The following is a 6710-nucleotide window of genomic DNA, read 5'->3' as shown; positions in this document are numbered from 1 at the left end:
CGGTCTCCGCGGCGGAGCTTACCCTCGCCCTCATTCTCTCGATGGTTCGGTGCGTGGCGGAGGCGGACGCCTCGATACGGGCCGGGGAATGGGCTCGATCGCGTTTCAAGGGTGCGGAGCTTCGGGGGCGCACGCTCGGCCTCGTGGGTGCGGGCCGCATCGGAGGTGAGGTCGCGAAGCGGTGTCGGGCGTTTGGCATGAACGTCGTTGCGTACGACCCCTATCTCACCGACGAACGGGCGGCGGAGATCCACGCGGAGAGGGCGGAGCTGTACGACGTGCTCGAGCGCGCCGACGTCGTGTCGTTGCACGTGCCTCTGACCGACACGACCAGGGGTATGATCGCCGCCGCGGAGCTCGCACGCATGAAGAAGGGTTCCTTCCTCGTGAACGTCGCCCGTGGGGGCATCGTCGACGAGGCCGCACTCGCGGCCGCTCTGGAGTCGGGCCACCTCGCGGGTGCCGCGCTCGATGTATTCGCGAACGAGCCCCTCGAGGAACACTCCGCTCTCCGGCGCGCTCCGAATCTCGTTCTCACGCCCCACCTGGGGGCTTCCACGCAGGAGGCACAGGAGCTCGTCGCGACCGAGATCGCGGAGGCCGTGCGTGCGGCTCTGGCCGAGGGCGATCTTTCCCGCGCGCTCAACGCGCCCGCGATCGGTGGCGACACCGTGAAGGCGCTGGGCCCCCTCTTCCGACTCGGCGAGGCGCTTGGACACCTTGCCCGCGCGCTGGCCCCGGGCGGTGTCTACGAGGTCGAGGTGCGGTACGCCGGCGATTCCGATGAGGCGCTCGAGCCCCTGACCGCCTACGTCTTGGTGGGCCTGCTCCGTGACGTACTCGGGGCAGATCAGGTCAACTTCGTGAGCGCGGGCCACCTGGCACGGCAGCGCGGCATCGGCGTGGCCAGGACGCGCCTCTCCCAGCACGAGGACTACACCGAGTACGTCGAGATCGTGGTGCGCGCCGACGGAGACGACCTTCAGCTGGCCGGAGCGCTTCTCGGCGACGTGCATCCCCGCATCGTGCGCATCGCCGACTATCATGTGGACGTCGTGCCGTCCGGCACGCTCATCGTGCTCAAGAACCACGACGTGCCCGGCGTGATCGGACGCGTTGGCACCATTCTCGGGGACCATTCGATCAACATCGCCGGGTACCACCAGGCCCGGCTTTCGAAGGGGGGTGACGCTCTGGCCGCGATTGCGGTCGACGGCGAGGTCGACGGCGGTGTCAGTTCAACCTTGCTCGAACTCCCCGAGGTGTCCAGCGCGGTGGTTGTAAGGCTAGGATAGTAGCTGGGTCGCGCGTGCGACCCTCCACCCCTCCGCTCCTCAGTAGAGATACGATGCTGACCGATCTGCAGACGAAGAAGCTGACGCGTTACTTCCGGGTCTACGACATAGACGACGATGGCCGCATCGCCCGAGCCGACTTCGAGCGCATCTTCGAGAACGTTCGGATTCTCCGTGGTGAGAAAGACGGCTCGAGCGGATACCGGACGCTGCGTGATCTCTACATGGGGCTCTGGGAGCGACTCGAGGCTGCTGCGGACGGCAACCGCGACGGCGGCGTCGACCTCGACGAGTGGCTCGCGTACTGGCAGCTCGCGCTCGCGGACGACGAGCGTTCCGAAGCCGAAACGCGGGCGCTTACGGACCGTCTCTTCGAGGTGTTCGACGTCGATGAAGACGGGACGATCGGCCTGAGCGAGTTCTCGGACTTCTACGGCGTGTTCGGGTTGGCCGTCAGCCTCGCCGAGACCGTTTTCGACGAGTTGGACACCGACGGCGATGGGGTGATCACCCGTTCGGAGCTCCTCGACATCAGCCGACAGTTCTACCGTAGTGACGATGTCGAGGCCGCGGGGAACGTTCTCTTCGGGCCGATCGGCGCCTGATAGGAGTGCCCCGAGCGGATCTCGGGATGAAGCTCACGTTGTTAGGCGGAGATGGGTTGACCCGATCGCAGCCGCTCAGGCACCAGGGAGGTAGTCATTCGCCTCGACGAGCTTGAGGGTCGGATCACTACTCACCAGTTCCCGAGCGGCCCGCCTGAACACCAGCGCAGCGTACCCACCATTTCTTCCGTGTCAGTAGCAATGACTTGTTAGAGTTCAGGCGGTACGGTCACCCCTGATGGGTGACACAATACACACCCCTGATGGGTGACAGTCTCGACCCTTAACGTGGCGCCAATTCCTCACGAATTGGGAGCGCGCCCATGCCATGGATGGAGACTGATCCCGTGACCCAACGCAAGCGATTTGTCCTGGAGACCCAGGGCGGCCTGTTCTCTCACGCCGAACTCTGCAGACGCTACGGCGTGAGCCGTCAAGCCGGCTACAAGTGGCTCGAGCGATACGAACTCGAGGGGCCCGACGGCCTTCTCGATCGATCGCATCGGCCCCGTATCTGCCCTCATGCTACCGACCCCATGATCCTCGAAGCGGCCTTCGAGCTCCGTAGGCAGCGACCCCGGTGGGGGGCAGGCAAGATCCTCGGTCGACTCGAGACGCTTCATCCCGACTGGCCTCTGCCCGCCCCGCAGACCCTGCACAAGCACTTCGTCCTCAAGGGTCTCGTCAACCGCAACAAGAAGCGGCGTAAGCCGACCCATCCCGGTCGGCCCACTGCGACCTTCGACGCACCCAACGGCATCTGGTCTGCCGACTTCAAGGGCCAGTTCAAGACCCTCGACGGCATCTACTGCTATCCCCTCACCGTCCAGGACGGCTATAGCCGCAGCCTCCTCGGTTGCCAGGGGCTAGCCGGCACCACCTACGCCGGAAGTCGTCGTGTCTTCACGCGCATCTTCCGCGAGTTCGGGCTCCCTGACCGCATGCGCACTGACAATGGGCCGCCCTTCGCTTCCATGTCCCTCGGCCGCCTGTCTCGCCTCTCCGTCTGGTGGATCAAGCTCGGCATCATGCCCGACCTCATCGAGCCCGCATCACCCCAGCAGAACGGCCGACACGAACGCATGCACAAGGATCTCAAGGCCGACACCACCATTCCGCCGGCCGCCAACCGCAGCGCACAGCAGCGGCGCTTCAACGCCTGGAGGATCGACTTCAACGAGGTCCGGCCCCACGAGGCGCTCGCCAACAAGACCCCCGCTTCAGTCTATGAGCCCTCTTCCAGGACCTTCCCTTCGAAGCTCCTCACCCTGGAGTATCCAGCTCACTTCGAGGTCCGAAAGGTCTCCTCCAATGGAGGCATCCGGTGGCACTCCGCCTGGGTCAACGTCAGCCATCTCCTCGGCGGCGAGTACATCGGTCTCGAAGAGGTCGCCTCCGACGTCTGGGCCGTCTCCTTCGGGCCCGTCTCGCTCGGCTGGCTCCACACGACCAAGCTCGCCATTCTCGATCACGACGGCTTCTCCTCGCGTAACCCCAAACGATGATCTCTCGCTTCGCGTCCCTCCGCGCTTCGCGCTGCGAGCTCCGGGGGGAGGAGGAACAATTACAAAAAAACACCTGCAGCTTAGTTTACGAGACTGTCACCCATCAGGGGTGTGTAAGTGTCACCCATCAGGGCTACCGTTCAAAGCCGGCCCGACCCGCTCTGGAGGCCACATCTCAAGGTGACAAGAATCACACCCCCGGAAGCTTCCTCGCCGTACCTCGCGGCAGCCGCTTCCCCCGCCATTATCTCAATGCCCTCAACGCAATCGAAAAGTAGGCGCGGGATGCCTGGCAGTTCGAGCCACTGATCCAGCGCCGAGCTTACGGCCGCAGCGACCAACCGATCGTCGCCCTGCAGCCACCCCTCCAAGGGAGGCGCGCCCAGGTTGTTCCGGATACGGACGCGGTCGACGAAAATGAGCGGCGGCATCGCGCTCGCAGCGACCGGCGAAGGGGCAGGTACCTCCGCGGTGCGGGACGAGCAGGCTGTCGCGGTCACGCCTATAGCGCCTCCAGCGATGACGGCCAGCAATGGGACTAAGTGTCGGCGCAAAAACAAATCACGAGTATCCAGCGCAACTCTAACGCAGCGGTGCCCCATGGTCACAGGATGACGAGCAATGAAGGTGGTGATCAGTAGGGCTTTAGGGTGACTTGCGGCGTCTTGTGGGATGGATGGGCAAGTGTTAGAGTTACGCATAGTGAGGCGTAACCCTAACAGGGAGGGATGTCGTGGACGCCGAAGCGGTACGCCAGCTGCTCGTCGAATGCAAGATCGCGACGATGCCCCAGCTCAAGTCTGTGCTCGGAACCGAGGTCGACATGACGGTCTTCCGTAGGCTCCGCGAGCTCGCCTATCATTCGAGCTACTCCCACCGCGGCAAGTACTACACGCTGGACGCGGTCGCCGAGTTCGACGATCTGGGTTTGTGGTGCTTTCGCTCCGTGTGGTTCTCTCGGCACGGAACGCTCGTCAAGACATGCGAAGTGCTGGTGCAGGAGGCAGAAGCAGGCTATGCGACGGACGAGCTCGAAAACGTGCTCCACGTCGGGGTGAAGGATCCGCTGCGAAAGCTGGCCCTGGACGGTCGCATCTTCCGCGAGAAGATCGACGGGCGCTTCGTACATTTCGCCGCCGACAGCTTGGTGCGAAGCAAGCAACACCGAGCGCGGCACGTCTGGGAAGCGCAGCCCCAGGACCTCCCCTTCGGTGCAGGGCTGCGCGTGGTGCCTGACGAGCTGAGGGCGGCCATCGTACTGTTCTTCTCGCTACTCGATGAACGCCAGCGACGCTTGTATGCGGGCCTTGAGTCGATGAAGCTCGGCCACGGCGGGGATCGACGCATCGCCGAACTTCTGGGTCTCGACGCGGGCACCGTGGCCACGGGACGAACGCAGCTTCTCACTCAGGACGTCGAGCGCGAGCGCGTGAGACGATCCGGTGGGGGACGGCCTCCTGCGGAAAAAAAACTCCGGACGTGATCGCCTCCATCGAGGAGTTGATGAAGCATGATGTGGCGGGCGATCCCATCACCGGCGTGCGCTGGACCCGACGCACAACCGAGAAGATCTCCAACGAGCTTCGGGGCCTCGGCATCTGCGTTTGTCCCAGGACCGTGGCCCGGATCCTCGAGGATCTCGACTACACGCTCCGCGTCAATCACAAGCGGGTTTCTCGAGGGTCGGGCCCGGACCGCAACGAGCAGTTCGAATACATCGCCAAGCAACGCACGAGTTTTGCCGTACGTGACCTGCCGATCGTGAGCATCGATTCGAAGAAGAGGGAGCTGGTCGGCAACTTCAAGAACAACGGCACGGCTTGGAAGCGCACTCCGGAGCTAGTGCGAGACCACGACTTCCGCTCCGAGGCCAAAGGCATTGCCATCCCCTACGGCGTCTACGACGTGCGCGCCAACCGCGGCACCGTCTTCGTGGGAACATCTCACGATACCCCCGACTTCGCCGTCGACAATCTCGTCCGATGGTGGGAATCCGAAGGACGCCAACGCTACCCCGGTGCTCGCGAGCTGCTCGTGCTCGCCGACAGCGGGGGCAGCAACAGTCCGCGCGTCCGGACCTTCAAGGTCGCCCTCCAGAATCGCCTCGCCGACACGCACCAGGTCAGTGTCACCGTATGCCACTATCCAGCCGGCGCCTCGAAATGGAACCCCATCGACCACCGCCTCTTCAGCCAGATCAGTAGGAACTGGGCCGCACAGCCGCTGCGCTGCTACGAGACCATCCTCAACTACATCCGCACCACAACCACCAAGACCGGCCTCCGCGTCACCGCCCACCTCATCGACCGGGACTATCCCACGGGCGTCAAAGTCCCCGATGACCAGTTCGCCGCCATCGCCCTCCAACCCCACGACATCCAGCCTCTACGCAACTACACCATCCGACCACGGTAATGACCACCCGACCAAATCAGGGAGTTATTCTTGCGCCGTCGCTTAGCCCTAGATCCCATCCACAAATAGCCTGTAAGGCCGGCGTGGGCGAGGGATCTGTAGAGGGATGAATGGGGACAGGGGTCGAGATCGGGGGAAAGGAGGTGTGGGAGAGGGCGGAAGGCCTGGATCCGGTTGAATTTGGTGTTCCTGGAGACACGTCGCCCAGGCAGGGGAGGGCAGGAGGGCTGGCTTCAGTTCACGCCATCATATGGCGGGCCAGGATGAGGAGGTTGGCGGAGACGATCGAGGCGCCGACGTAGCTGGCGAAGGAAGGCCGGCCGCTCCAAGTACAACGACGCAGGCCGAAGACGCGCTTGAGGAAGGAGATGACGCCTTCGATGCCGGCGCGGAAGTCGCGGAGCTTCTTGAAGATCCAGGTCTGCGTGACCATGTCTTCGACCGCGAGGCCGCGCCTCTTGGCGAAGACCATGTCCTGGACGCCGCCGGCCTTGGCGTAGCGGAGATTGTCCTTGCTGGCAAAGCCTCCGTCCGCGCTGGCCTGGCGCGGATAGTGTCCGTAGAGGTCCTGCTGGCGCTCGAGCATCCGGATGAGAAGTGTGGAGTCGGCGGGGTTGCCCTCTTCGACGACCCAGTCGAGGACGAGACCACTGGCGCCGCCCGTAAGGGTGACCTTGTGCCCGTAGTAGGTGCCGCGGTTGTCCTTGCGGATAATGTCAGTATGCGGCTCGAAGATGGAGACCAGCTTCTCCTCGGCCGGGACGCTCTCTTTGTTCAGCACGCGGCGACGGGTCTGCTCGACGACCTGACGGGCCAGGGGGACGTAGTGCTCGAGTTCGCAGGCCAGACGCTGGGCGAGCTCGGCCATGGGGCCCTGCTTGTCGCGCAGC

7 protein-coding genes are annotated in these 6710 nt (G+C 64.1%); 5 read left to right on the top strand and 2 right to left on the bottom strand.

What is annotated here, in order from left to right:
• The 3 genes from IIB36_19940 to IIB36_19930 all read left to right on the top strand — a co-directional run.
• A partial coding sequence (locus tag IIB36_19940) for a phosphoglycerate dehydrogenase (protein ID MCH7534013.1) occupies positions 1-1295 on the top strand: 1295 nt, incomplete at its 5' end.
• A gap of 53 nt (positions 1296-1348) precedes the next feature.
• Entirely contained in the window at positions 1349-1900 is a 552-nt protein-coding gene (locus IIB36_19935) for an EF-hand domain-containing protein (GenBank protein ID MCH7534012.1), read from the top strand.
• A gap of 323 nt (positions 1901-2223) precedes the next feature.
• The gene (locus IIB36_19930; GenBank protein ID MCH7534011.1) at positions 2224-3405 is read left to right on the top strand and encodes an IS481 family transposase; all 1182 of its coding nucleotides are present in this window, start codon (positions 2224-2226) and stop codon (positions 3403-3405) included.
• 140 nt (positions 3406-3545) lie between these two features.
• On the opposite strand, the gene IIB36_19925 is transcribed toward IIB36_19930, so the two are convergent.
• Positions 3546-3836, bottom strand: a complete 291-nt coding sequence (locus tag IIB36_19925) for a hypothetical protein (protein ID MCH7534010.1) — start codon at positions 3834-3836, stop codon at positions 3546-3548.
• Positions 3837-4138: 302 nt separating this feature from the next.
• Here IIB36_19925 and IIB36_19920 point away from each other — a divergent pair, with 302 nt between their 5' ends.
• Positions 4139-4888: a hypothetical protein gene (locus IIB36_19920; protein MCH7534009.1), complete on the top strand. Its 750-nt coding sequence runs from the start codon at positions 4139-4141 to the stop codon at positions 4886-4888.
• Entirely contained in the window at positions 4843-5820 is a 978-nt protein-coding gene (locus IIB36_19915) for an ISAzo13 family transposase (protein ID MCH7534008.1), read from the top strand. The genes IIB36_19920 and IIB36_19915 overlap by 46 nt, the downstream gene beginning before the upstream one ends.
• Before the next feature lie 238 nt (positions 5821-6058).
• Here IIB36_19915 and IIB36_19910 read toward each other — a convergent pair whose 3' ends face one another.
• Positions 6059-6688, bottom strand: coding sequence for a transposase (locus IIB36_19910; protein ID MCH7534007.1), 630 nt, complete (start codon positions 6686-6688; stop codon positions 6059-6061).
• Between the last annotated feature and the right edge of the window lie 22 nt (positions 6689-6710).

The sequence above is a fragment of the Gemmatimonadota bacterium genome, assembly GCA_022560615.1.
In the GTDB taxonomy this organism is placed as follows: Bacteria; Gemmatimonadota; Gemmatimonadetes; order Longimicrobiales; family Gaopeijiaceae; genus UBA1138.
This window is presented reverse-complemented; position numbering and strand designations above follow the sequence as displayed.